Origin of the sequence: Novosphingopyxis iocasae, from assembly GCF_014334095.1 — a bacterium.
Classification (GTDB): Bacteria; Pseudomonadota; Alphaproteobacteria; order Sphingomonadales; family Sphingomonadaceae; genus Novosphingopyxis; species Novosphingopyxis iocasae.
Genome location: NZ_CP060495.1, coordinates 3,166,391 through 3,191,507, shown reverse-complemented (window position 1 = coordinate 3,191,507; position 25,117 = coordinate 3,166,391). Strand labels below are relative to the sequence as shown.

Genomic DNA, 25,117 nt, shown 5'->3' with positions numbered 1-25,117 from the left:
GATCGCCAATTTGCTACCCACTGTTTATCCACCCCTTTCTTCACAGGCGCAGCTGCGCGCCGGCAAAAGGCACAATGATCCCTCCATCGGAAAGCGACGCCTTCCGATGCCCACTCATTTCGATGCCTGTTGGAACAGTTCGCGATCGCGACGCTCGCTGCCCAGACCCCGTTTGTAGACAGCAAAAATGGCTGGGCACAAGTGGTGCACAGTGAAAAAAAAATGAAATACCGCATTGACTCGGCAATGCGCGGCTTTCTCGAAAAAGGCCCTAAAACCCTAGTGTTTCAGCCGATTAGTTAACAGCGGGCGGCCGAGCATCAGGCACGAATCGTGGAGTCACCGTTCGTCATCTCAGCGTCATTCAGCAGACACAAAAAACCCCGCGGCGGCGGACCGGCGCGGGGTTCTTTGAAACCGTTCGGAGGTGAGGCCGAATCAGATGGCGGCGATCCGCTTGTTGAGGCGGCTCATCTTCCGGGCCGCCACATTGCGGTGGTAAACACCCTTGGAAACGCCGCGCGCCAGCTCAGGCTGCATGTCCTTCAGCGCCTGATTGGCCTGATCCTTGTCGCCGGATTCGATCGCGGTTTCCACCTTCTTGATGAAGGTGCGGATGCGGCTGACGCGGTTCTTGTTGACCGCCTCGCGCTTCTCGTTGCGGCGGATCCGTTTTTTAGCCTGCGGCGTATTGGCCATGAAGTCCTCGGGGTCTCATCATCAAAACAAAAAGACCGCGCATCGCGGCGCGGTCGCATCAAGCGTCGCACATAAGCGAAGTCGGTCCGTCCGTCAACCGCTTCTGCTGCGGCGACGGGGCGAAATTCAGTCCGGCGTCCGCGCCAGCCCGCTGGCGGCCTCCGCGCGGGAGCGAATCGCGTCATAGTCGGTCTCGCCTTTGGGCACCAGCCAGCTTCCGCCCACACAAAGAACAGGATCGAGCGCCAGCCAGTCCGGCGCGCTCGATTCGGTGATGCCGCCGGTGGGGCAGAACTGGATACCGCCGAACGGACCGGCCAGCGCCTTCAGCGCAGAGATGCCGCCCGAAGCCTCGGCCGGGAAGAATTTGAAGTGCTTGAGGCCATGGTCGAGGCCGCGCATGATATCGCCCGAGTTCGCGATGCCCGGCAGCAGCGGAACTTGCTCGCGATGCGCGGCGTCCGCCAGATTGTCGGTCAGGCCGGGCGAGACGATAAATTCCGCGCCCGCCGCGATCGAACGCTCCAGCGCGCGTGCGTTCAGCACGGTACCCGCGCCGACGATCGCGCCGTCCACCTGCTTCATCTCGGCAATAGCGTTCAGTGCCGCTTCGGTACGCAGCGTCACTTCGAGCACGCGAAGTCCCCCTGCGACCAATGCCTCGGCGATCGGCTTGGCGGTGGCCACGTCGTCGATCACCAGAACGGGGATCACGGGCGCGGTACGCATGATGGTTTCGATCGGCGTCATGCAATATCCTTGGCAAAAGCGGCTGCGGCCCCGAACAGGCCGGGCTCGGGATGGGTGATGAGCTTGACGGGCTGGCGCTCCATCAAAGACTGGAAGCGTCCCTTTGCCGCGAATCGCTCGGCAAAGCCGGAACGCGGCAGAAAATCGGCAAGCCGCGCACCAAGACCGCCCGCCAGAACGACCGGGCCGGGCCCATGGGTCAGCGCGATATCGCCGACCACCGCGCCCAGGCACAGGCAAAAGCGGTCGAGCGCGGCCTCGGCGATGCTGTCGCGCCCTTCCAGCGCAATGCTCCAGAGCGTCTTGTCGTCGCCCTTGGGCACATCGCTGCCTTCCAGTTCGGCCAGCACGTCCCAGATCGCGCGCAGCCCGCCGCCCGCGACGACCCGCTCCACCGACACGCGGTTGTGCTTCTTGCGCAGATGCGTGAGCACGTGCTCCTCGACCTCGTCCAGCGGCGCGAAATCGCTGTGCCCGCCCTCGGTCGGCAGCACATGCACCCTGCCCTTTTCGCGGTAGAGCAATGCGACGCCAAGACCAGTGCCCGGGCCCACGACCGAAATCACGCCTTCTTGCGGAAGTGGACCTTCCGGCCCGGTGATATGCATCAACTGATCGTCATCGACCGCGGCAACAGCATGGGCGACCGCCTCGAAATCGTTGACCAGCACCCGGTGCTCCAGCTTCAGCCGCTCGTTCATCAGCGCCGGCCGCACGATCCAGGGATTGTTGGTGAACTTGATCGCATCACTGCGAATCGGCGCGGCGATCGCGATGGCACCATAAGGCGGCAGCGGCTCGTCCAGCGTCTCGCCATAGGCCTCCCAAGCGATCTGCAGGCTCGCATGGTCCGCCGCACGCATCTTGGTGGCCTCGCCCAGCGAGACGACCTTGCCGCCCTCCACTTCAGCGATGGCGAAGCGGGCATGGGTGCCGCCGATGTCTGCGGTGACGATCTTCATAACCTACAGCCCCGCTTCGGCCAGCATGGCGGAGCCGCCAAGCTCCGCCTCGTCGGCATTGGCGCGCATCAGGCCGAACAACTCGCGGCCAAGCCCGAGATTGCCGAGATGCGCGGGCGCGTTCTCGCGCGCGTCCCATTCGGCGGCGTCCACCTTCGCCTCGACCACGCCCTCGCGCGCGCAGACGCGCACGATATCGCCGTCGCGCAGCTTGCCGATCGGCCCGCCGCCGAGTGCTTCTGGAGACAGATGGATCGCCGCGGGCACTTTACCACTGGCACCGGACATGCGCCCGTCGGTGAGCAGGGCCACGCGGAAACCGCGGTCCTGCAGCACGCCGAGCGGCGGAGTGAGCTTGTGCAACTCCGGCATGCCGTTGGCCTTGGGGCCCTGATGGCGCACCACGACGACCACGTCCTTGTTCAACTCGCCCGCCTCGAACGCGGTGCGCACCTGATCCTGCTCCTCGAAAATCCGGCAGGGCGCCTCGATGGTCCAGCGGTCTTCGTCCACCGCGCTGGTCTTCATGATGCAGCGGCCCAGATTGCCTTCCAGGAGGGCAAGGCCGCCCGTTGCCTGAAACGGCGCATCGACGGGGCGCAGCATCGTATCGTCGGCGCTTTCCTCCGGGGCGGGGCGCCATTCCAGCGCCTCGTCGACCAGAAACGGTTCGTCGCCATAAGCGGTGAGGTCCGAATGCCAGACGGTCATAATGTCGGGATGCAGGAAACCACCGCCGATCAGCTCGCGGATGACATAGCCCATGCCGCCCGCCGCCTGGAAATGGTTCACGTCGCCCGAGCCATTGGGATAGATGCGGCTGAGCAGCGGCACGACATCGGCCAGATCGCTGAAATCCTGCCAGTCGACACTGATGCCGGCGGCGCGCGCAAAGGCGGGAATGTGAATGGTGTGGTTGGTCGATCCGCCGGTAGCGAGCAGGCCGACGATGGCGTTCACGATCGCCTTTTCATCGACCACGCGGCCCACTGGCCGATAATCCTCGCCGTCCGCACCAATTTCGGTCACGCGGTGCACGGCGGCGCGGGTCAGCTCCTGCCGGATCTTGGTACCCGGATTGGGGAAGGCGGCACCCGGCACATGCAGGCCCATCACTTCCATCATCATCTGGTTCGAATTGGCGGTGCCGTAGAAAGTGCAGGTGCCCATGCCGTGATAGCTGGCGCTTTCGGCCTCCAGCAGTTCCTTGCGCCCCACCTTGCCTTCCGCATAAAGCTGGCGGACGCGTTGCTTTTCCTTGTTGGCGAGGCCCGACGGCATTGGCCCCGCAGGCACGAAGATCGTCGGCAGATGGCCAAAGCGCAGCGCCGCGATCAGCAGGCCCGGCACGATCTTGTCGCAGATGCCGAGCATCAGCGTGCCTTCGTACATGGCATGGCTGAGGCCCACGGCGCTGGCCATCGCAATGGTGTCGCGGCTGAACAGGGATAGCTCCATGCCGTCCTGCCCCTGCGTCACGCCGTCGCACATCGCAGGGACGCCGCCTGCGACCTGCGCCGTCGCGCCCTTTTCGCGCGCGAACACCTTCATCTGTTCGGGATAGCGATAATAAGGCGCGTGGGCCGACAGCATGTCGTTATAGGCGGTAACGATGGCGAGATTGGGCGCACGCTCCTGCCGAATTGTCGCCTTGTCTTCCCCGCTTGCAGCGAAAGCATGGGCCAGATTGCCGCAGCTCAGGACGGAGCGGCGGGTACCCTCCTCGCGCTGGCGGTCGATCAGATCGAGATAGCGGGCACGACCTTCGCGCGACTTTTCGATCACGCGTTCGGTGACTTCGGCAACTTTGGGGTGAAGGCTCATGGGGTTACGGTCCTTCGTAGACGATGAGGTTCTTTTTCAGCTGCGCGATGAACCGCGCGATCGGCAGGCCGGAGGCCTCGCCCTGTTCCACGGCCTGGTCGAGCGTGGCGCTCTTCTCCTTGCCGGAAATGACCATGATGATCGAATTGGCGTTGGAAATGCACGGCACCGAAAGGCTGATCCGCGCGACCGGTGCTTCGGGCGGCAGCGGATCGGGACGCACGCGCACCGCCTTGGCCTGCGCCGGAGGGGCGAACGCGGTGTCGTAATCCGGACCCGGGAACACGCTGGCGAAATGACCGTCCGTGCCCATGCCGAGCCAGATAAGGTCGAGCGGGAAGTTCAGCTTGTCGGCGATGCCGCGCGCCTCGACCGCGGCCTGCGCCTCGTTTCCGGAGGTTTCGAACAACGGCGTAATCGTTGCGCCGGTATCGCCAAAGGTGCGGCGCAGCACGGCGATGTTCGAAAGCTCGCTGTCTTCGTCCACGATGCGATCGTCCGCGGGGATGATCGACACCTTGCTCCAGCCGACATTGGTGCGGGACAGCTTCTCGTAAATCGGAAAGGGGCTCGATCCGCCGGACAGCGCGATTAGCGCCTGGCCCCGCTCAAGCAGCGCGTCGCGGATCGTCTTGGTGACGTCCGCGGCGACCTTGTCGCGCAGTTCCTCGATGGTGCCGAAGCGCCTGCGATCAATCATGCCAGCTCACTCCGTCGCGTTCCGTCAAGGCAATGGCGGAGCTTGGTCCCCATCCACCGCTATTATAAGGTTTGGGCGTCTTGCCGCTGGTCTTCCAGCTGTCGCGGATCGCATCGATCCACTTCCACTGCGCTTCCACCTCGTCGCGGCGCACGAACAGCGTCTGATCGCCTTCGACCAGATCGAGCAGCAGCCGCTCATAGGCGATGCGGCGACGCGTGCCGGCAAAGGCCTGGCTGAGCGAGAGGTCCAGCGGCACTTCGCGCAGCACGATCTTGTCCCGGTCCAGCCCCGGCTCCTTGGCCATCACCAGCAGGCGGACATATTCCTCCGGCTGCAGGCGGATGATGAGCGTGTTCGCCTCCAGCCGCCCGTCGCGGGCGCTGAAAATGTTGTGCGGCACGGGCTTGAACTGCACCACGATCTCGCTGCGCCGATCGGCCATGCGCTTGCCTGTGCGCAGATAGAAGGGCACGCCCTGCCAGCGCCAATTGTCGACATGGGCCTTCAGCGCGACGAAGGTTTCGGTGTCCGACGGCTCACCCAGATCCTTTTCGTAACTGCCGACCGCTTCGCCCTTCACCGCGCCGTCATTATACTGTCCGGTCACGCTGTCGCCTTCCGGCACGGGCCGCAGCGCGCGCAGCACCTTCACCTTTTCATCGCGGATCGCGGTAGCGTCGAAATCCACCGGCGGCTCCATCGCGATGAGCGCGAGCAGCTGGAGCATATGGTTCTGCACCATATCGCGCAGCGCCCCGGTGCCGTCATAGAAGTCCGCGCGCCCTTCCAGGCCCACCGTCTCTGTCACCGTGATCTGCACATGATCGATATTGTTCGAATTCCAGACCGGCTCGAACAGCATATTGGCAAAGCGCAGCGCCATCAGGTTCTGCACCGTCTCCTTGCCCAGATAATGGTCGATCCGGAACGTCCGCGATTCCGGGAAGACCGCGGCGACGGCGTCGTTGATCTGCGCGGAGCTTTCAAAATCGGTGCCAAGCGGTTTTTCCAAGCCGATACGGACATTGTCGCCCGCAAGGCCGGCCGATTCGAGCCCCTTGATGGTCGGCTCGAACAGGAACGGCGCGGTCGACAGGAAGATGGCGAGGCCGCAGCTGATGTCCCCTACCTTCTTCGCCAAATCGTCGAACCCCTCGATGGTCGAGGCGTCGAGCGGCTGGTAATAAAGGCGGTCGAGGAAGCTGGAGATCGCGCCCTCGTCCTTGCGGTCCTTCGGCAGGAACTCTTCCAGCGCCTCACGCGCCATGTAGCGGAAACCGTCGTCGGTCAGTTCGCTGCGGGCGGTACCGAAAATCTTGAGGTTCGGTGCAATCAGCTCGTCCGCGTGCAGGGCGTAGAGCGAGGGCAGCAGCATGCGCTTGGCAAGATCGCCCGTGGCACCGAAGAGGATAAGGTTCTGGCAGCGCTGGACCGCGTCCGAGTTCATGGCGTTGCGAATAGCTGATACTCCCAGGGAGCGAGGGACATGTGGGTGCCGGCGTCGAAGGTCACGCTCTTGCCGGTCTTAAAGCTTCGATAGCGACCATGTTCCAGTTCGGTAGGAAAATCCACCTCGACGGGCTTGTCGGAGAGATTGAATATACCCAGCACCGTTTCATCCTCGTTCCGGCGAACCCAGCTGAGCACCTGCTGCGGCGCGGTATTTTCCACCTTGATCATGCGCGCGCCCCACTGGCCGTTGTGCAGCACCTTGTGAGCGTCGCGGAAGGCGATGAGGCGGTTGAACAGATCGCCCAGATCGCAATCCTTGGCCTGGCTCCAGTCGATCGGATCTTTCTCGAAAAATTCCAGGCGCTTGGCGTTGCAGGCTTCCTGACCGTTGTAGATCATGGGCATGCCCTCGCCGGTAAAGCTCAGCGCGATCATGGCGGGCAGCGCGGCGCCGAAATTCTCGTACTGCGTGCCTTCCCAGGCATTGCTGTCATGATTGGCGATGTAGACCAGCCGCATCGCCTCGTCCGGCCAGGCGCTCACATTCTCGCTATAATAGCCATAGAAGGCGGTGGCATCGGCCTTGCCTTGCGCCACTTCCTTGGCCGTCTTGTGCCATTCCCAGGCGTAAACCGCGTCGAAAGCCTTGCGGGTAAGCTCCGAAGACTTCCACTCGGCGAGCATAAAGACGGGGCGGATCGCCTCCAGATCGGCGCGCACGCCCTCCCAGAAGTCGATGGGCACATAGCCCGCCACATCGGCGCGATAGCCGTCGATCCCGAATTCGCGCACCCAATAGGCCATCGCCTCCGTCATCGCCTTGCGCACGCCGGTCTGATCGTAATTCAGATCGATGATGTCGGACCAGTCCCACCAGGGCGTGGGATGGAAATCGCCCTTCCAGTCCCGCTCATACCATTCGGGATGCTGCGTCACCCAGGTATGATCCCAGGCGGTGTGATTGGCCACCCAATCGAGGATCACATGAAAACCTTGCGCATGGGCGGCATCGACAAAGGCCTTGAGATCCGCCTCGGTGCCGAATTCCGGGTTCACCGCGGTATAGTCCTTCACCGAATAGGGACTGCCGAGCGTGCCCTTGCGGTTCTTTTCCCCGATCGGCTGGATCGGCATCAGCCACAGGATATCGACGCCCAGTTTCTTCAGGCGCGGCAGCTCCTTGATCGCGGCGCGGAAGGTGCCTTCCTTCGTGAACTGGCGGGTGTTGATCTGATAGAGCACCGCCTCCTCGGTCCACGGCGCGTGCTTCAGCGTGACATAGGGCTCGGGCGCATAATCGGCGAGCGTGCGCTGATCGAGCGGCGGGCGCGTATCCTGCGCCGCGGCGGGGGCCGCGATGGCGGCGGCAAGGACCGCGATTGCGCTGAGGGTTACATGCTTCACAGGGCTACTCCTTCGGTTCGGGCGGCTTTGCCGACACGCGGCACGCGCAGCATCGCAAGCGCGGCGGCGGCCATGACGACGGCGGCAAAGGCCATCGTCCAGATCGGTTCGCTGGGGAAAAAGGCCTTCAGCACCGTGCCCATCACCGTGGCGACGATGAGCTGCGGCACCACGATGAACACATTGAACAGGCCCATATAAATGCCGAGCTTGCGGCTCGGCAGGCTGGAGGCAAGGATCGCGTAAGGCATGGCCAGGATCGATGCCCAGGCGATGCCGACCAGCACCTCGGACGCGATCAGCCATTGCGGATCGCGGATAACGAGGAAGCTGGCATAGCCCAGTGCGCCTGCCAGCAGGCAGACCATATGCGTGCGCACCCGCCCGATCGCTGCGGCCATACGCGGCAGCACGAACAGCGCGAAAATGGCGGCGACGCCGTTATAGACCGCGAACAGAATGCCGACCCAGTTGCCCGCGTCGTTATAAGTCGCCGAAGCGGTGTCGGTGACGCCATAGGCATATTGCGCCACCACCGGGGTGGTATAGATCCACATGATGAAGAGCGCGGACCAGCTGAAGAACTGGGCGAGCGCGAGCTTCTTCATCACGTCCGGCATGCCGGAAAAATCGCCGACGATATGGCCGAGCAGATTGGCCTCTCGCCCCTTGCGCGCCATGGAAATCGCCGCGATCGAGGCGAGACCATAGGCAGCTAACAGACCGGCAAGGAGGTAAAGTTCCTTCTCCAGATCGAACTCGGCAACCACGGCGGCGATGATCGCACCCGCTCCGATCCACAGGAAAGACGAGGTAAAGGTACGCGCCGCCAGCGCCCGCACGGGGGACGGCATCTCCTCCTCCGCCGCTGCGCCTTCGAACGCGCGCATCTCTTCGGGGCTGTATTCTTTCGTCGTGACGATGGTCCACAGCACCGCGATCAGCAGCGCCGCGCCGCCGAACCAGAAGCTGAAGCGCACCGTATCCGGCACACCGCCCGCCGCCGCCTCATTGGCCACGCCGAGATGCGCCAGGACATAGGGAAAGACGGAGCCGACCACCGCGCCCGCGCCGATAAAGGCCGTCTGCACCGCATAGCCCGCGGTGTGCTGATCCTTGCCCAGCATGTCGCCGACGAAAGCGCGGAACGGCTCCATCGAGATGTTCAGCGAGGCGTCCAGGATCCACAGCATCATCGCCGCGAACCAGAGTGCCGGGCTATTCGGCATCACGAACAAGGCGATCGCGGCCAGCACCGCACCGGCCAGGAAATAAGGACGTCGGCGGCCGAGGCGGCTCCAGGTGCGGTCCGAATAATGGCCGATGATCGGCTGCACCAGCAGGCCCGTCAGCGGCGCGGCCACCCAGAGCGCGGGCAGATTGTCGAGCGATTCCCCCAGCGACTGAAAGATGCGGCTCATATTCGCGTTCTGCAGCGCGAAACCGATCTGAATGCCGAAAAATCCGAAGCTGATGTTCCACAGCCCGGCAAAGCCCTGGCGCGGCTTCACCGTCGCCTGGCCAGCTTCACCGGCACGTTCGATTGCCTCTTCCAAATGCCCTCTCCACGGCTTTTTATGCCCTGAACAGTGGCCGAGCTCGATCCCCCGCGCAATTGCAAGGGGGGGCCGGGCGTCATGTATTCGTATGTGATCGCCGCGCGGACAGCGCCGCCGCTTAGCTGCTTTCGCGCAGGATCAGCTCGACCGGGAGCAGTTCGGGAGCAACGGCCTGGTTTTCGATCCGCGCGATCAGCGTGTCGACCAGCGCCTCGCCCGCCGCCCGCGCATTCTGCTGCACGGTAGTGAGCGGCGGGCTGGTTTGCGCGGCCGCCGGAATATTGTCGAACCCGGTCACCGCCACATCGCCCGGCACGTCGCGCCCGCGGTCCTTCAGCGCCTGCACCGCGCCCAATGCGATCAAATCGGACGCGCAAACCAGCGCATCGAACGCCGCCCCGCTTTCCAGCAACTGCTCCACCGCCGCAGCTCCTGCGCTCTCCAATGTCAGCGCGTCGACCTGCAGATCGCGGTCGAATTTAATTCCCGCCTCGGCCAGCGCGTCGCAATAGCCGCGATAGCGAGCGCGAAATTCGGGATAGCCCTCGTCGCACCGGCCGATGAAGGCGATGCGGCGGCGCCCCTGCTTCAACAGATGCTCGGTCGCCATGCGCCCGCCTGCCCGGTTATCGCAACCGATGGTAAGGCCGCTGTCATCCGCCTCCGGCGCCCCCCAGCGCACGAAATGAGTGCCCTGCTCGTTCAGCGCGCGCAGCCGCGGGCGATAATCGGCATAATCGCCATAGCCGAGAAGAATGATGCCGTCCGCCTTGCGGCTGTCCTCATAATCGGTGTGCCAGTCGCTCGACAGCTGCTGGAAGCTGATTAGCAGATCGAATCCCGCCTGTGCGCTGCGCCGGGTGATCGATCCCAGCATCGACAGGAAGAACGGGTTGATCAGCGTGTCGTCCGCCGTCGGGTCTTCGAAGAACAGCAGCGCGATGGTGTTGGCCCGCTGAAGGCGAAGCGAGGAGGCGTGCTTGTCGACCGAATAATTGAGCTCGCGCGCAATCTTCTCGATCCGCTCACGGGTTTCCGCGCTGACCGCGCTCGATCCGCGTAAGGCCCGCGAAACGGTGGGCTGAGACACCCCAGCCCGCTCGGCGATATCGAAAGAGGTGACCCGCTGCGTCCCGCTTTTCACCGGCATCCTCCACCCGCGCGGCCTCGCACGTGCCGCCTGAGGGAACTTGGTACGCCCCGCCACATAATATGCAATTCGTCGATGCCCAAATGCCGCGCTTTTTCGCGCTATGTGACATTTATGCGTATACGTATGCCATCTAGCGCGCCCGGCTTCGGCGCGTCATGCCCCCGCACAATGTGAAAGTACTCCGCTCAACGCCCAGCTGTCGGCTGAAACGGTGCGGAGACATATTCCTGGAGGGGAAGTCTGATGAAGTGCTCTAATCGTGGCGCCGAGATGCGTCGTATTTTCGTTCGCAGCTGCAGCCTGATTGCACTTGGTGCGGGGGCCTTCGGCGCGGCGCCGCTGCTTGCGCAAACCCTGCCCGGTGATCCGGTCAACACGACCGAGGAAGAGATCGAGAACGCCGAAAGCGTTCCTACCGAAGTCCCGCAGGATGACGGCGTCATCTCGCCCATCGTTGTCCAAGGCTTCCGGGCTGCACTCGAAACCTCCGTCGCCGAAAAGCGCAACAGCGAGCTGATTCTGGAGTCGGTGACGGCGGAAGACATTGGCAAGCTGCCGGACAGTTCCATCGGCGAGTCTATTGCGCGTCTTCCCGGCGTCACTTCGCAGCGCCTTAACGGACGCGCGAATGTCATCTCCATCCGCGGCCTCGGCCCGGATTTCTCGCAAACGCTCTTGAATGGGCGCGAACAGACCTCCACCGGCGATGCGCGCGCTGTCGAATTCGATCAGTATCCTGCCGAAGTCGTAAATCAGGTCGTGGTCTACAAGACGCCCAGCGCGTCGTTGGTCGGTCAGGGCCTCGTCGGCACCATCGACGTACGCACCATCCGGCCGCTGGAAGCCAAGGAGCGCGTCTTCGCGATCGGCGCGCGCGGCAGCTACGCCGACATCGGCGCGCTCAACTCCGGTTCGAAGGACACCGGCTACCGCGTCAACGCCACCTATGTGGATCAGTTCGCGGACGATAGCCTGGGCCTCGCTCTCTCGGCATCCTATGTCGATGAGCCCTATCAGCTGCAGGAATATAACGCCTGGGGCTATGCCGACCAGAATGGCGACGCGCTGCTGGGCGGTGCCAAGCCCTATGTTACCTCCACCACCCTGAAGCGCTTCGGCACTACCGGCACCTTGCAGTATCGCCCCGCCGATGAGTGGATGGTCACGCTCGATGCGTTCTATTCCAATTTCGACGACGATCAGATCAAGCGCGGCATCGAGCTTCCGCTAGGCTTTGGCGGCGGTTTCGGCGTTAGCTTCGTTCCGAACAGCGGCGCGGTCACGGATGGCACCTATACCTCCGGCACGTTCCAGAACGTCCGCGGCGTAATCCGCAACGATGTCTTCAACCGCAAAGCCGATCTGTATTCCGGAGGCCTCAACGTCAATTATGAGGGCGACGACGGCTGGAACTTCTTTGCCGATTTCGGCTATTCCCGCACCGATCGCAATGAGCTGAGCATCGAAAGCTATTCGGGCACAGGTTATGGCCCCACCGGCGGCGCGGCCGACACGATCGGCTTCACCCTCGACGAGACGGGCGCCACGTTCTCGCCGACGCTGAATTATTCCGATCCCAACCTGATCGTGCTGACGGACCCGCTCGGCTGGGGCGGCAACCGCGTGCAGGGCGGCTATTACAACAACCGCATCGTGAAGGATGAGTTGAAGCAGTACCGTATTGAGGTTTCCAAGGAGATCGAAGACAGCTTCATCAGCGCTGTCACCTTCGGCTTGAACTATACGGATCGTGATAAGAGCCTGACGCCTGATGAGTTCTTCATCACCTTCGGCGGCGCGCAAAGCGCTCCGTTGCCATCCAACCTGCTGCGGGATCCCACGGACCTCACCTATCTCGGCCTCGGCCCGATCGTCAGCTATGATCCGCGCGATCTCATCGACAGCGGCGTCTATACGTTGGAGCGGAACACTTCGAACGATGTGCCCGCAAAGGCGTATCGCATCGCCGAGAACCTCATGACGATGTACCTTCAGGGTAATATCGATCAGACCTTCGGCAGCGCCGTTTTGACAGGTAATTTTGGCGTCCAGGCCATCAACACCGTGCAGAAGTCGAGCGGTCTTGCCTTTGCAGGCGGACAGCAGGTGGCCGTGACGGCCGGTGCATCCTATTGGGACGTGCTGCCGAGCGTAAACCTTTCGCTCCGCTTCGACAGCGGCTTTGTAATCCGTGCCGCCGCGGCGCGGGAGATCATGCGCCCGCGCCTTGACGATTTGCGCGTGGCGATCAGCTATGGCATCGACAACACCAATGCCGCGCTCAGCCCGACGGGCCAGATCCCGTTCCTGAACGGCGGTGGCGGCAACCCGGAACTGCGGCCTTACCGCGCGAACGCGGTGGACCTCAATTTCGAGAAATATTTCGGCACCAGCGGCGTGATCGCGCTGCAGTTGTTCTACAAGGACGTTAAGAGCTTCATCGATACGGCTCCCTTCACATTTGATTATAGCGGCTTTCCGCTTCCGGCAGGTCCTGTGCCGGCGACACGGATCGGCCTTCTCAATGCGCCGACCAACACCGGCGGCGGCAATCTCTACGGTGCCGAGCTTTCGGCCACAGTACCTTTCAACATCGCCACCGAAGCTCTCGAAGGTTTCGGTGTCACCGGCGGCGTAGGATACACCAAGACCGAGATCGAGAACGCGCAAGGCACTGTCACCCAGATCCCGGGTTATTCGGAATGGGTCGCCAACGGTACGCTGTACTTTGAGAAATACGGGTTCAACGCGCGCGGTAGTGTTCGCTATCGCTCTGAATTCCTGGGTGATTTCACCGGCTTCGGCGGCTCTCCCACACGTCGGATCGCGCTGGGCGAGACCATCATCGATGCCCAAATCGGCTATGATTTCGATGGCGGTACGCTGGATGGCCTCTCCGTCTATCTGCAGGGCCAGAACCTGACGGACACCCCGTTCCGCTCCGTAACCTCAAGCGAGAACCCGCTCCAGGTGCTGGATTATCAGCTTTACGGACGCCGGTTCCTGGCAGGCTTCACCTATCGCTTCTAATCTCTCCCATCGGGCGCCGCCGCTCCAACCGGAGCAGGCGGCGCCTCGATCAAAGGGGATAGAGAATGCGTGAACGCCTGGAAAAACTGGTCATCGCCGGAGGCGGCACCGCCGGGTGGATGGCGGCGGCGGCGCTCGCGCGCTTTGCGCCGCCGGGATCGCGGATCGAGCTGGTCGAGAGCGAGGCGATCGGCACCGTCGGCGTGGGCGAGGCGACGATCCCGCAAATCCATCTGTTCAACGGCGCGCTCGGCATCGACGAGGCGGAGTTCCTGCGAGAGACGAAGGGCAGTTTCAAACTCGGCATCGAATTCGACGGCTGGCTACGCGAAGGCGAAAGCTACATGCACGCCTTCGGCAATATCGGCCGGGGCGTGGGCCTCCTGCCCTTCCAGCACTACTGGCTGCGCTCGAAAAAGCTCGGCATCGCCAAGCCGCTGCAGCGTTATTCGCTCAACGAACTGGCGGCGCGCACCATGCGGATGCAGCGCGGTCGCCCGGCACCCAACCTGCCGGAAATGCCCTATGCCTATCATTTCGATGCAGGGCTCTATGCCGCCTTTCTGCGCCGTTATGCCGAGACGCGCGGCGTGGTGCGGCATGAAGGCCGGATTGCATCGGTAGAGCGCGACGGCGAAAGCGGCGCGATCAGCGCGCTGATGCTGGATGACGACCGGCGGGTCGAGGGCGATTTCTTTATCGATTGCACGGGCTTTCGTGCGCTGCTGATTGGGGAGGCGCTGGGCAGCCCGTTCGAGGACTGGAAGCATCATCTGCCGTGCGACCGGGCGGTGGCCGTGCCCTGCGCCAATGGCGGCGAGTTCACGCCCTATACCCGCTCGATCGCGCGCAAGGCGGGCTGGCAGTGGCGCATTCCGCTGCAACACCGCATCGGCAACGGCATGGTCTACAGCTCTGACCATCTCAGCGATGACGAGGCTGCCGAAACGCTGCTCGCCAACCTGGACGGCGCGCCGCAGGGCGATCCGCGCCCGATCCGGTTCCGCACCGGCATGCGGCGCGAACAATGGTCGCACAATTGCCTCGCCATCGGGCTGGCGGCGGGGTTCATGGAGCCGCTGGAATCGACCAGCATCCACCTGATCCAAAGCGCTATCAGCTGTTTCCTCTCGGTCATGCCAAACGGCGCGCCCGATCCGGCGATCGTCGACTGGTTCAACGATCAGGCCGCGTTCGAATGGATGCGCATCCGCGATTTTCTGGTGCTGCATTATGTCGCGAACGAGCGGCGCGGCGAGCCCTTCTGGGATACGGTGCGCGCGCAGGAACTGCCCGAAACGCTCGCCGCGAAGATCGACCAGTGGAAGGCCACCGGCTTCATCCACCGCGAGCATGAAGAACTGTTCACCGAGGTGGGCTGGTTCCAGGTCTTCGCCGGGCAAGGCGTCGAGGCGCGCGGCTACAATCCCATCGCCAACGCGCTGCCCGAAAAGGATTTGCGCGCGCTGCTGGGCGAGACCGAAGCGGCGCTCGTCGAACAGGTCCGGCCGATGGACCACCATATCGATTTTCTCGCGCGCATGATCCGCGCCGGACAGGGAACCCCGTCATGAAATACACCCTCCCCTTCCTGAGCGCATTGGCGCTTGCGACACCCGCCGCGGCGCAGGAGCCGACCCGCTCCGTGCTGGAGGCCATGCGCGAACGGCCGCCGGAGGACGAGATCGTTTATTTCGTGCTGCCCGACCGGTTCGAAAATGGCGACCGCACGAACGATCGCGGCGGCCTGAAGGGCGATCGGCTGACGACGGGCTTCGATCCCGCCGCCAAGGGCTTCTTCCACGGCGGCGACCTGAAGGGCCTGACCGAGCGGCTGGATTATCTGCAAGGCCTCGGCATCACCGCGATCTGGTTCTCGCCGATCTTCCAGAACAAGCCGGTGCAGGGGCCGAAGGGTCAGGAAAGCGCGGGCTATCACGGTTACTGGATCACCGATTTCACGCGGCCGGACCGCCATTTCGGCAGTCCGGACGAGTTCAAGGCCTTCGTAGACGCCGCCCATGCGCGGGGGATGAAGGTCTATATGGACATCATCACCAACCACACGGCCGACGTGATCAAATATCGCGAGACGAGCCCGGAAGGCTATCCCTACCGATCGCGCGCGGACTATCCCTATTCCACCAAGGGCAAGCCCGACGGCGCGCGGATCAACGAAGGGTTCGCGGGCGATCAGGTGATGACGCGCGAAAACTTCGCGAAGCTCACCGATCCCGATTATGCCTACACGCCTTATGTTCCTGAGGGCGAACGCGACGCGAAGGTGCCCGCCTGGCTGAACGACCCGATCTATTATCACAATCGCGGCGATTCGACCTTCACCGGCGAGGACAGCCGCTTTGGAGATTTCTCCGGCCTAGACGATCTGTTCACCGAGCATCCGCGCGTGCTGGAAGGCATGATCGATATCTATGCCGACTGGATCGACCGCACCGGCATCGACGGTTTCCGCATCGACACCGCGCGCCATGTGAACCCGGAATTCTGGCAGGCCTTCGTCCCCGCCATGCTTTCGACGGCAAAAGCGCGCGGCATCCCGAACTTCCACATCTTCGGGGAGGTCTACCGCGAGACGCCCGATAACGGCTATATCGCGCAATATACGCGGCGCGATCATCTGCCCGCCGTGCTAGACTTCGCCTTCCAGGCCGCGGTGCGCGATCTGCTTGGCCGGGGCAAAGGCACCAACGTCCTGTCCGAAACCTTTGACGGCGATGTGCTATACGAAGGCGGAGAGGCGACGGCGCGCACATTGCCCACCTTCCTCGGCAATCATGACATGGGCCGTTTCTCCACGCTGCTGAAGCAGGACATGCCGGATATTTCGCAGGACGAGCTGCTCGCCCGCGTGAAGCTCGGCCATGCCATGTTGATGACGCTGCGCGGATCGCCGGTGATCTATTATGGCGACGAGCAGGGATTCGTCGGCGACGGCAACGACCAACTGGCGCGCGAGGACATGTTCGCCTCCAAGACGGATGTTTATAACGACAATGATCTGATCGGCACCGATGCCACCACCGCGGCCGCGAATTTCGATACCGACCATCCACTCTACCGGCTGATTTCCTCGCTCGCCGCGATCCGCAAGGCGAACCCGGCGCTGAGCGAAGGCCGTCAGATCGTGCGCGGCTATGAGCAGGAGCCGGGGCTGTTCGCCGTCTCCCGCTTCGATCCGGAAACGGGCGCGGAATATCTCATCGCCTTCAACACCAGCGACCAGCCGATCACGCGCAACATCGTCGTCGAGACGAGCACCACCGGCTTCATGCCGCTGGCAGGAAGCTGTCCCGCCGCGCCGACCGCGCCGGGAAGCGTCGCCATCGAACTGCCCGCCTTCGGCTATGCCATCTGCAAGGGAATGCCCACGAAATGAGCAGCATCGCGAGCCTGAAGCAGCAGCCGCAGACCGAAGCCGAGCGCGCCGACTGGTGGCGCGGCGCGGTGATCTACCAGATATATCCGCGCAGCTTTGCCGATTCGAACGGGGACGGGATCGGCGATCTCAACGGCATCACCCGCCATCTGGACCATGTCGCCGATCTTGGCGCCGACGCGATCTGGGTTTCGCCGTTCTTCACCTCGCCGATGCGCGATTTCGGCTATGACATCTCCGATTTCCGCGGCGTCGATCCGATCTTCGGCTCGCTCGACGATTTCGATGCGCTGGTGGAGCGCGCCCATGCGCTGGGCCTCAAGGTCATGATCGATCAGGTCTGGTCGCACTCGTCCAACCAGCATCCCTGGTTCGAGGAAAGCCGCCAGAGCCGCGATAATGCCCGCGCCGACTGGTATGTCTGGCACGATCCCAAGCCCGACGGCAGCCCGCCCAACAACTGGCAATCCGTCTTCGGCGGCCCGGCCTGGACCTGGGACGCGCGGCGCGGGCAATATTATCTGCACAATTTTCTGGCCGAGCAACCGGACCTCAACCTGCACAACCCCGATGTGCAGGCCGCCATTCTGGAGGTGGCGCGCTTCTGGTTCGCGCGCGGCGTCGACGGCTTCCGCATCGATGCGCTGAACTATACGATGCACGACCTCCAGCTACGCAACAATCCGCCGATGCCGGAGGACGGCAAACCCCGCACCCGGCCCTACGACTTCCAGCTGAAGCAGTATAATCAGGGCCATGAAGGCATCGCGTTGTTCCTTGAGCGCGTGCGCGGCGTGGCGGACGAATTCGGCGCCACCTTCACCCTTGCCGAGGTCGGCGGCGATTTCGCCGACACGCAGATGAAGGAGTTCACGGCCGACGATAAGCGCCTTAACAGCGCCTATGGCTTCGATTTCCTCTACGCCGACAAGCTGACGCCGCAGACCGTCTGCAAGGCACTGGCCGGTTGGCCGGGCGGGGACGGCGAGGGCTGGCCGAGCTGGGCGTTCGAAAATCACGATGCCCCGCGCGCCGTGTCCCGCTGGGCCGATCCGCAGCATCGCGAGGCGTTCCTGCGGATGAAGGCGATGCTGCTGCTGTCGCTGCGTGGCAATTCCATCCTGTTTCAGGGCGAGGAACTGGGCCTAACGCAGGTCGATATCCCGTTCGACAAGCTGCAGGACCCCGAGGCCATCGCCAACTGGCCGCTCACCCTCTCACGCGACGGGGTGCGCACGCCGATACCCTGGCAGGCGACGCATAACGGCCTGGGCTTTTCCACCGGCGAGCCGTGGCTCCCGACCGGCCCGGACCATGCCGCCCTCGCCTCCACCGGCGAGCCGTGGCTCCCGACCGGCCCGGACCATGCCGCCCTCGCCGTAGACCGGCAGGCGGGCGATCCGGAATCTATCCTAAACTGGACGAAGCGCATGATCGCTTTGCGCAAGGCCAATCCGGCGCTTCGCGAAGGCACGCTGCACGATTGCCGCGCCGACGGATCGGTCCTGCTCTTCGAACGTCGCCAGGACGGCCAGCACCTGCTGTGCGTCTTCAACCTCGCCGCGGAAACGGCCGCTTTCGCGCTGCCCGAGGGCGCGCGCATCATTGCCGAAACCGGCGCCCATGAACCGAACCTCGCCCCCTATGCCGCCCTCATCGCCCAGTTGGAGAGCTGACCCCATGCGCATCCTGACCACCCTCGCCCCGATCATCGCCATCGCCCTCGCCAGCCCCGCGCTCGCCGAAGAGGTGGCGTCCGCTAGCTCGCCGGACGGCCACATCACCGTCAGCATTGACCGCGATGGCGAAGGCCATTTCAGCTATGCCATTGCCAGGGACGGCGTGCGCTTGGTCGATTATTCGCGCCTCGGTTTCCTGATGGACAACGCCCCGCCGCTCTCCCGCTTTCTGGAGCTGGAAGAGGTCTCGACGGACAGCGCGGACACGAGCTGGGAGCAGCCCTGGGGCGAAAACCGCATGGTGCGCGATCACCACAACGAGCTCAGCCTGAAGCTACACGACACCGATTATCAGGACCGCCGCGTCACCGTGCGCTTCCGCCTGTTCGACGATGGCGTGGGCTTCCGCTATGAATTCCCCGATGCCGGCACCACCGCCATCGCGGAGGAACTGACCGAGTTCAACATCGCCGAGCCCGGCACCGCCTGGTGGATCCCCGGCGGCGACTGGAACCGCTACGAATATCTGTACAGCGAAACGCCGATCGAGGGCGTGGGCACCGCGCACACGCCGATCACCTTCAAGCTGGAGGACGGCACGCACCTCGCCTTCCACGAGGCCGCGCTGGTGGACTATGCCGGCATGTGGCTGCGCCGCATGGACGGCCGCCGCTTCCGGGCAGAGCTTTCGCCCGGCAGCGGCCAGGCCAAGGTGGTTCGCGAAGGCGCCTTCACCACGCCCTGGCGCACCATCCGCATTTCGGACGACGCGGCGGGCCTGTACGATAACAATATCGACCTCAATTTGAACGAGCCCAACAAGCTGGGCGATGTCAGCTGGGTGAAACCCTATAAATATGTCGGCATCTGGTGGGCAATGCACCTCAATGACTGGACCTGGAACAGCGGCCCGAACCATGGCGCGACGACGAGCCACGCCAAGGATTATATCGATTTCGCCGCCGCCAACGGCTTTCGCGGCGTCCTGATCGAAGGCTGGAACAAGGGCTGGGATGGCAACTGGTTCGGCAACGGATCGGACTTCAGCTTTACCGAGGCCTATCCCGATTTCGATATCGAGGAAGTGACCCGCTACGGTCGCAGCAAGGGCGTCCATCTGGTCGGCCATCACGAGACCGGCGGCAATATCGCCAATTATGAGCCGCAGCTGGAAGACGCGATGGCGCTGTATGAGCGCCTCGGCGTCGACAGCGTGAAGACCGGCTATGTCGCCGATGCGGGCGGCGTGAAGCTGCTGCCGACCGAAGGCAATCCCGTCCGCTATGGCTGGCATGACGGGCAGGAAATGGCGCGTCATCATCTGAAGGTGGTAGAGACCGCCGCGAAGCATCACATCGCGGTGAACCCGCATGAGCCGATCAAGGACACCGGCCTTCGCCGCACCTACCCCAACTGGGTGAGCCGCGAGGGCGCGCGCGGTATGGAATATCAGGCCTGGGGCGTGCCGGGGAATATCCCGAGCCATGTGCCCAGCCTGATCTTCACCCGCATGCTGTCCGGCCCGATGGATTACACGCCCGGCGTCCTCTCCCTGAAGGGCCGCGACGGCCGCGATCTGCCGAGCACCATTGCGCGCCAACTCGCCCTTTACGTCACGCTCTATTCGCCGATCCAGATGGCTGCAGACCTGCCGGAGAATTACGCGAAATATCCGCGCGAATTCGCCTTCATCAAGCAGGTGCCGACCGACTGGGAGGAAACGCACACGCTGATGGGCGAGGTGGCGGATTACGCCGTGATGGCGCGCAAGGAGCGCGGCGGCACGGACTGGTATCTGGGCGGCGTGACCGATGAGGAAGCGCGCGACGTGGCCGTGCCGCTCGACTTCCTCGACGCGGGCAAGACCTACACCGCCACCATCTACCGCGACGGCGCGGACGCCGATTACCGCACCGACAAGCGCCACAGCATCGCCATCGAAACGAAGACGGTGAAGCGCGGCGATACGCTGGACCTAAGGATGGCCCCCGGCGGCGGTTTCGCAGTACGCCTGGCACCGGCGAAGTAAGCGCTGCCGTGGCCGCTCCGCATCGCATCGTCATTCTGGGCGGCGGCAGCGCGGGCTGGATGACCGCCTGCCTGATGGCGGCGCGATGGCTGGGTGATGATGCGGCGCGGCCTGTCGAGATCACGCTGGTGGAGAGCCCGGCCATCGGCATCATCGGCGTGGGCGAAGGGTCCACGCCGCAGCTGAAAGCATTTTTCGATCGGCTTGGCATCACGGAGGCGGAGTGGATGCCCGCCTGCGATGCCACCTACAAGTTGGGCATCCGCTTCACCGGCTGGTCCGAGCGGGCGGGCTATGACAGCTATTTCCACCCCTTCCCTTCTGCGATCGATCTGCACACCGAGGGCGCCTTTGCGCAGGCCTGCCGCCTGAAGCGCGGCGGCATCGAAGCGCCTGCCCATCCCGATCACTGGTTCCTGCCGACGAAGCTGGCCGATGCGAAATTAGGGCCGCATCCGGATGAGCGCTTCCCGTTCGAACCGAGCTACGGCTATCATTTCGACGCCCACAAATTGGGTGCCTTCCTGGGCGATCATGCGCGCGGGCGCGGTGTTACCCATGTCGAGGCGCGCATCGCTGATGTGGAGCGCGCGGCCAATGGCGATATCGCCGCCCTGCTGTGCGAGGAGGGGCGGCGGATCGAGGGCGATCTGTTTATCGACAGTTCGGGCTTTGCCGCGCTGCTGGCCGAGCAGACTTTGGGCGCGCGATACCTGCCATTCGCGCAAAATCTGTTCAACGACCGCGCGGTCGTGATGCCGACGCCCGCCGCCGAAGCTCCGCCCATCGCGACGCAGGCGACGGCGCTCAGCGCAGGCTGGGCCTGGTCCATCCCGCTCACCGCGCGCACCGGCAATGGCTATGTCTATTCCAGCCGCCATCTGTCTGACGACGCGGCGGAGACCGAGCTGCGCTGCCATCTCGGCATGCTGGACGATCCCGCCGGGGCACGCTTCCTCAAGATGAAGGTGGGGCGGCTGGAGGACAGCTGGACCGCCAATTGCCTCGCCGTCGGCCTGGCCCAGGGGTTCATCGAACCGCTCGAGGCGACCGCGCTGCACGTCGTCATCGCCACGGGGGAGGAGTTCATCAGCGCCTATGAAGCGGGCGGTTTTGCTGCGCAGCATCGCGCACAATTCAACGCGCGCATCGCACGCCGCTACGAGGGCATCCGCGACTATATCGTCGCGCATTACCGGCTCAATCGCCGCAGCGGCGATTATTGGCGCGAGGCCGCCCGGCTCGACCATCTCTCGGACCATCTCAAGGCGATGATGACCGCCTGGTTCACCGGGCAGGATGTGAACGAAACGATCGCCCGGCTCGACATTGCCGGCTTCTATGCCAGCACGAGCTGGCACTGCCTCTTCGCCGGTTACGGCACCTTTCCGGACGACGCCAAGCTGCGCGCACCCACGCCCGCCGAGCGGATCGATGCCGCGAAAGCGACCGATTTCCACGCCCGCTGCGCGCTCAATTTCGCCCCGCATGCCGAGCAGCTAGCGGCCTTGAGGGTGCCTCCCGCCCCGCTTTAAAGCTTTGTCTCACAGGCTGAAGCGGATAGCAGAGCGTCCCGACGCATCCGGGAGCCCCACAATGACCGACGAGAGCCAGACCGCCGCCGCGCTGATCGAGCAGAGCCGCACCGTCGTCGTGAAGGTGGGCAGCTCGCTCCTGTTCGACCGCGAACGCGCCCGGCCGCGTATTGCATGGCTGCACGCGCTGGCCGAAGATCTCGCGGCGCTACGTGAGGCGGGCAAGCGCGTGGTCGTGGTGACCAGCGGCGCGATGGCGTTCGGTTGGCAGCGCCTCGGCCTTACCCGCTCCGACGTCGTGACCGAGCGGCAGGCGGCGGCGGCGGCGGGCCAGACGCTGTTGATGGGCGCCTGGGACGCGGCGCTCGGCCCGCACGACATCGTCGCTGCGCAGCTGCTCCTGTCCGCGGGCGATATCGAGGCCGAGCGTCGCGGCGCCAATGCGCGCGCCGCGCTGGAGACGCTGCTCGCGCAAGGCGCGGTGCCGGTGATCAACGAGAACGATTCGGTCGCCACCGAAGAATTGCGCTTCGGCGACAATGACCGGCTTTCGGCCAGCGTCGCCCAGTTGGCGGGCGCGGACCTTCTGATCCTGCTGTCCGATGTGGAAGGGCTGTTCGCCGCCGATCCCTCCGCCGATCCGGATGCCGAGCACGTGCCCTGGCTCCCGGCGATCACGCCGGAGATCGAGGCGATGGCGGGCGTCAGCCGCTCCGGCCTCGGCACCGGCGGCATGGCGACCAAGATCGCCGCGGCGCGCTTTGCCGCGGGAAATGCCTGCGCCACCATCATCGCCAGCGGCCAGGCCGCGCACCCGATCGAGCGGCTGAAAGGCGGCGCGCGGGCGACGGTTGTGGGCGCCAAGACGGCGGGCGAATAATGTTGCGCCGCAGCGCACTAATCGAAAACGATCAAAAAAATCGCTCTTTGCGCAATATTTGGTCTTGTTTGTATCCTGCGATAATATAGGAAGCCTCCCAAGCGGCGCTTATGCCGCATGGAAGGAATTGCATTCGCATGACGGCCACCGCCGCCATTTTCGAAGACAAAACGGGCCCCGGCTTTGCCGGCGTCCTCCTTCCGCTCGTAGTACTTCTTATTCCCGAACAGGAGGGGCGCCCCTGAGCTGAACCAAAGGCTCACCGGACCGCACAGCGCCCCGCTCCCGAACAGGAAGCGGGGTTTTTTATTGGGCCCTCCGGACGATCCGAAACAGCTTCAGGCCGATCGATTATGACCGACACCAGTACCAAACGCTCCGACGCGATCACCAAGGGCGCGGCCAAGGCCCCCGCCCGTGCGATGCTGCGCGGCGCAGGCTTCACCGATGACGACATGCGCCAGCCGATGGTCGCTCTAATCAACAGCTGGACCAGCGTTTCCCCGTGCAACATGCATCTCCAGATGCTGGCCGAGCCGCTGCGCAAGGGCCTGCGCGACGGCGGCTGCACGCCGGTGGATTTCAACACCATCGCCGTCACCGACGGCATCGCCATGGGCGGCGAGGGCATGCGCGCCTCGCTGATCAGCCGCGAAGTGATCGCCGATTCGATCGAGCTGGCGGTGAAGGGGCACAGCCTGGACGCCGCCGTCATCATCGTGGGCTGCGACAAGACCATTCCCGCCGCGGCGATGGCGCTGGCGCGGCTCGATATCCCCGGCCTCATCTTCTACGGCGGCACCATCATGCCCGGCAATCTGAAGGGCAAGGACCTGTCGATCCAGGACGTGTTCGAGGCGGTCGGCGCGCATGCCAAGGGCGATATGTCCGATGCGGAGCTGGACGAGGTCGAGCGCGCGGCCTGCCCCGGCGCGGGCGCGTGCGGCGGCCAGTTCACCGCCAACACCATGGCGATGGCGATGGCGTTTCTGGGGCTTTCCCCGATGGGATCGGGCGATCCGCCCGCGATCAGCAAGGACAAGGGGCTGGAGGCGCAGCGCTGCGGCCGCCTGGCCGCGCAGATGGCGCATGACAAGATCAGCGCGCGCAGCTTCATCACGGAAGCGTCCTTACGCAACGCGGCCACCGCGGTCGTCGCCTCGGGCGGTTCCACCAACGCGGTTCTGCATCTGCCCGCCATCGCCGCGGAAGCGGGCGTGCCCTTCTCGATCGAAACCTTCGACGAGCTGACCCGCACCGTTCCGGTCATCACCGATCTGAAACCCGGCGGGCGCTATCTGGCGCGCGACCTGTACGAAGCGGGCGGCGTCCGGCTGGTCGGCAAGCGCCTGGCCGATGCCGGGCTGCTGCACGACGGCGCGACCGCCAGCGGCCGCACGCTGTTCGAGGAACTGGACGAGGCCGAGGAAACCGAAGGCCAGCAGGTCGTCCACAGTGTCGAAAGCCCGGTCAAAAAATTCGGCGGCCTGCGCATCCTTTATGGCGATCTGGCGCCCGAAGGCTCCGTCCTGAAAACCGCTGCCGAGGGCGCGCTGAACTTCTCCGGCCCGGCCAAGGTGTTCGACGGCGAGGAAGCGGCCTTTGCCGCCGTCTCCAACCGCGAAATCAAGGCCGGCGACGTCGTCGTCATCCGCCATGAAGGCCCCAAGGGCGGCCCCGGCATGCGCGAAATGCTGGCGACCACCGCCGCGTTGGCCGGCCAGGGCCTGGCGGGCGATGTCGCGCTGATCACCGACGGGCGCTTTTCCGGCGCCAGCCACGGTTTCGTCATCGGCCATGTCTCGCCCGAAGCCGCACGCGGCGGGCCGATCGGGCTGATCGAGAACGGCGACACCATCACCATCGACGCCGAAGCGCGCCGCATCGACGTCGATTGCGATTTCGACGCGCGCCGCGCGGCGCATACGCCGAAAGCACCCAACAAGATGGGCGGCGTTTTCGACAAATATGCGCGGCTCGTTTCCTCCGCCGCGATCGGCGCGGTCACGATCGAGACCGACGCCCCCTCACCCTCTCCGAAAAATTCATAAGGAAAGCGAA

The 25,117-nt window shown here is 64.2% G+C and carries 18 protein-coding genes; 9 read left to right on the top strand and 9 right to left on the bottom strand.

Annotated features, from left to right (window positions below):
• Positions 1–129 precede the first annotated feature (129 nt).
• Complete coding sequence (locus H7X45_RS15160) at positions 130–303, top strand: hypothetical protein (RefSeq protein WP_187335563.1); 174 nt, start codon at positions 130–132, stop codon at positions 301–303.
• Positions 304–438: 135 nt separating this feature from the next.
• Here H7X45_RS15160 and rpsT read toward each other — a convergent pair whose 3' ends face one another.
• The 9 genes from rpsT to H7X45_RS15115 all read right to left on the bottom strand — a co-directional run bounded on the left by rpsT (position 439) and on the right by H7X45_RS15115 (position 10,503).
• Positions 439–699: a 30S ribosomal protein S20 gene (rpsT, locus tag H7X45_RS15155; RefSeq protein WP_187335562.1), complete on the bottom strand. Its 261-nt coding sequence runs from the start codon at positions 697–699 to the stop codon at positions 439–441.
• 126 nt (positions 700–825) lie between these two features.
• A complete protein-coding gene (eda, locus tag H7X45_RS15150) occupies positions 826–1,449 on the bottom strand; it encodes a bifunctional 4-hydroxy-2-oxoglutarate aldolase/2-dehydro-3-deoxy-phosphogluconate aldolase (protein ID WP_187335561.1) in 624 nt (207 codons plus the stop codon).
• Positions 1,446–2,411: a glucokinase gene (glk, locus tag H7X45_RS15145; protein ID WP_187335560.1), complete on the bottom strand. Its 966-nt coding sequence runs from the start codon at positions 2,409–2,411 to the stop codon at positions 1,446–1,448. The genes eda and glk overlap by 4 nt, the downstream gene beginning before the upstream one ends.
• 3 nt (positions 2,412–2,414) lie before the next feature.
• Positions 2,415–4,235 carry a phosphogluconate dehydratase gene (gene edd / locus H7X45_RS15140; RefSeq protein ID WP_187335559.1) on the bottom strand — a complete coding sequence of 607 codons (1,821 nt, stop codon included), beginning with the start codon at positions 4,233–4,235 and terminating at the stop codon, positions 2,415–2,417.
• A 4-nt stretch (positions 4,236–4,239) separates the two neighbouring features.
• Complete coding sequence (gene pgl, locus H7X45_RS15135; protein ID WP_187335558.1) at positions 4,240–4,935, bottom strand: 6-phosphogluconolactonase; 696 nt, start codon at positions 4,933–4,935, stop codon at positions 4,240–4,242.
• Positions 4,928–6,385 (bottom strand): glucose-6-phosphate dehydrogenase, encoded by a 1,458-nt coding sequence (zwf, locus tag H7X45_RS15130; RefSeq protein WP_187335557.1) that lies wholly within the window; start codon positions 6,383–6,385, stop codon positions 4,928–4,930. The genes pgl and zwf overlap by 8 nt, the downstream gene beginning before the upstream one ends.
• On the bottom strand, positions 6,382–7,794 hold the full coding sequence (locus tag H7X45_RS15125; RefSeq protein ID WP_246449504.1) for an alpha-amylase family glycosyl hydrolase: 1,413 nt from the start codon (positions 7,792–7,794) through the stop codon (positions 6,382–6,384). The genes zwf and H7X45_RS15125 overlap by 4 nt, the downstream gene beginning before the upstream one ends.
• Positions 7,791–9,350, bottom strand: coding sequence for an MFS transporter (locus H7X45_RS15120; RefSeq protein WP_246449503.1), 1,560 nt, complete (start codon positions 9,348–9,350; stop codon positions 7,791–7,793). The genes H7X45_RS15125 and H7X45_RS15120 overlap by 4 nt, the downstream gene beginning before the upstream one ends.
• 121 nt (positions 9,351–9,471) lie before the next feature.
• Positions 9,472–10,503, bottom strand: coding sequence for a LacI family DNA-binding transcriptional regulator (locus tag H7X45_RS15115; protein ID WP_187335556.1), 1,032 nt, complete (start codon positions 10,501–10,503; stop codon positions 9,472–9,474).
• Between the two features lie 273 nt (positions 10,504–10,776).
• On the opposite strand from H7X45_RS15115, the gene H7X45_RS15110 reads away from it, so the two are divergent.
• The 8 genes from H7X45_RS15110 to ilvD all read left to right on the top strand — a co-directional run bounded on the left by H7X45_RS15110 (position 10,777) and on the right by ilvD (position 25,107).
• A complete protein-coding gene (locus H7X45_RS15110) occupies positions 10,777–13,536 on the top strand; it encodes a TonB-dependent receptor (protein ID WP_187335555.1) in 2,760 nt (919 codons plus the stop codon).
• A gap of 65 nt (positions 13,537–13,601) precedes the next feature.
• A complete protein-coding gene (locus H7X45_RS15105; RefSeq protein WP_187335554.1) occupies positions 13,602–15,110 on the top strand; it encodes a tryptophan halogenase family protein in 1,509 nt (502 codons plus the stop codon).
• Positions 15,107–16,933 carry an alpha-amylase family glycosyl hydrolase gene (locus H7X45_RS15100; protein WP_187335553.1) on the top strand — a complete coding sequence of 609 codons (1,827 nt, stop codon included), beginning with the start codon at positions 15,107–15,109 and terminating at the stop codon, positions 16,931–16,933. The genes H7X45_RS15105 and H7X45_RS15100 overlap by 4 nt, the downstream gene beginning before the upstream one ends.
• Positions 16,930–18,609, top strand: a complete 1,680-nt coding sequence (locus H7X45_RS15095) for an alpha-amylase family glycosyl hydrolase (protein WP_187335552.1) — start codon at positions 16,930–16,932, stop codon at positions 18,607–18,609. The genes H7X45_RS15100 and H7X45_RS15095 overlap by 4 nt, the downstream gene beginning before the upstream one ends.
• Positions 18,610–18,613: 4 nt before the next feature.
• Positions 18,614–20,641, top strand: a complete 2,028-nt coding sequence (locus H7X45_RS15090) for a glycoside hydrolase family 97 protein (RefSeq protein ID WP_187335551.1) — start codon at positions 18,614–18,616, stop codon at positions 20,639–20,641.
• An 8-nt stretch (positions 20,642–20,649) separates the two neighbouring features.
• Positions 20,650–22,176 carry a tryptophan halogenase family protein gene (locus H7X45_RS15085; RefSeq protein ID WP_281385178.1) on the top strand — a complete coding sequence of 509 codons (1,527 nt, stop codon included), beginning with the start codon at positions 20,650–20,652 and terminating at the stop codon, positions 22,174–22,176.
• 61 nt (positions 22,177–22,237) lie between these two features.
• Complete coding sequence (proB, locus tag H7X45_RS15080) at positions 22,238–23,056, top strand: glutamate 5-kinase (RefSeq protein ID WP_187335550.1); 819 nt, start codon at positions 22,238–22,240, stop codon at positions 23,054–23,056.
• Between the two features lie 353 nt (positions 23,057–23,409).
• Positions 23,410–25,107, top strand: a complete 1,698-nt coding sequence (gene ilvD, locus H7X45_RS15075; protein ID WP_187335549.1) for a dihydroxy-acid dehydratase — start codon at positions 23,410–23,412, stop codon at positions 25,105–25,107.
• Positions 25,108–25,117: the final 10 nt, after the last annotated feature.

Excerpts from the sequence above, each read along its gene's own strand:
- glk (WP_187335560.1), bottom strand. The coding sequence starts at position 2,411 with ATGAAGATCGTCACCGCAGACATCGGCGGCACCCATGCCCGCTTCGCC.
- ilvD (WP_187335549.1), top strand. The coding sequence starts at position 23,410 with ATGACCGACACCAGTACCAAACGCTCCGACGCGATCACCAAGGGCGCG.
- H7X45_RS15100 (WP_187335553.1), top strand. The coding sequence starts at position 15,107 with ATGAAATACACCCTCCCCTTCCTGAGCGCATTGGCGCTTGCGACACCC.
- H7X45_RS15090 (WP_187335551.1), top strand. The coding sequence starts at position 18,614 with ATGCGCATCCTGACCACCCTCGCCCCGATCATCGCCATCGCCCTCGCC.
- pgl (WP_187335558.1), bottom strand. The coding sequence starts at position 4,935 with ATGATTGATCGCAGGCGCTTCGGCACCATCGAGGAACTGCGCGACAAG.
- edd (WP_187335559.1), bottom strand. The coding sequence starts at position 4,235 with ATGAGCCTTCACCCCAAAGTTGCCGAAGTCACCGAACGCGTGATCGAA.
- rpsT (WP_187335562.1), bottom strand. The coding sequence starts at position 699 with ATGGCCAATACGCCGCAGGCTAAAAAACGGATCCGCCGCAACGAGAAG.
- H7X45_RS15110 (WP_187335555.1), top strand. The coding sequence starts at position 10,777 with ATGCGTCGTATTTTCGTTCGCAGCTGCAGCCTGATTGCACTTGGTGCG.
- H7X45_RS15095 (WP_187335552.1), top strand. The coding sequence starts at position 16,930 with ATGAGCAGCATCGCGAGCCTGAAGCAGCAGCCGCAGACCGAAGCCGAG.
- eda (WP_187335561.1), bottom strand. The coding sequence starts at position 1,449 with ATGACGCCGATCGAAACCATCATGCGTACCGCGCCCGTGATCCCCGTT.
- proB (WP_187335550.1), top strand. The coding sequence starts at position 22,238 with ATGACCGACGAGAGCCAGACCGCCGCCGCGCTGATCGAGCAGAGCCGC.
- H7X45_RS15115 (WP_187335556.1), bottom strand. The coding sequence starts at position 10,503 with ATGCCGGTGAAAAGCGGGACGCAGCGGGTCACCTCTTTCGATATCGCC.
- H7X45_RS15105 (WP_187335554.1), top strand. The coding sequence starts at position 13,602 with ATGCGTGAACGCCTGGAAAAACTGGTCATCGCCGGAGGCGGCACCGCC.
- zwf (WP_187335557.1), bottom strand. The coding sequence starts at position 6,385 with ATGAACTCGGACGCGGTCCAGCGCTGCCAGAACCTTATCCTCTTCGGT.